This is a genomic window from Edaphobacter sp. HDX4 (assembly GCF_036877565.1).
In the GTDB taxonomy this organism is placed as follows: Bacteria; Acidobacteriota; Terriglobia; order Terriglobales; family Acidobacteriaceae; genus Edaphobacter.
The window spans coordinates 1-252 of record NZ_JAEDXW010000133.1; the positions used below are offsets into that span (position 1 = coordinate 1).

Annotated in this window: 1 pseudogene; it reads left to right on the forward strand. The window is 60.3% G+C overall.

Annotation, left to right across the window (positions count from 1 at the left end):
* Positions 1 to 252, forward strand: a pseudogene (locus JAO29_RS23320) (alanine--tRNA ligase-related protein); the annotation flags it as partial.

The following is a 252-nucleotide window of genomic DNA, read 5'->3' on the forward strand; positions in this document are numbered from 1 at the left end:
TCACCCGCCGCCACCACACCTTCTTCGAGATGCTCGGCAACTTCAGCTTTGGCGACTACTTCAAGAAGGACGCCATCGCCTACGCCTGGGAGCTGCTCACCTCAAAGGAATGGTTCGGGATCGATCCGCGAAGCTCTACGTGACCATCTTCGAAGGCGACGAGGGCGTGCCGCGCGACAACGAGGCCTACCAGTTCTGGCTCGACGCCGGTGTTCCCGCCGAACGTATCTTCGAACTCGGCGCGAAGGATAA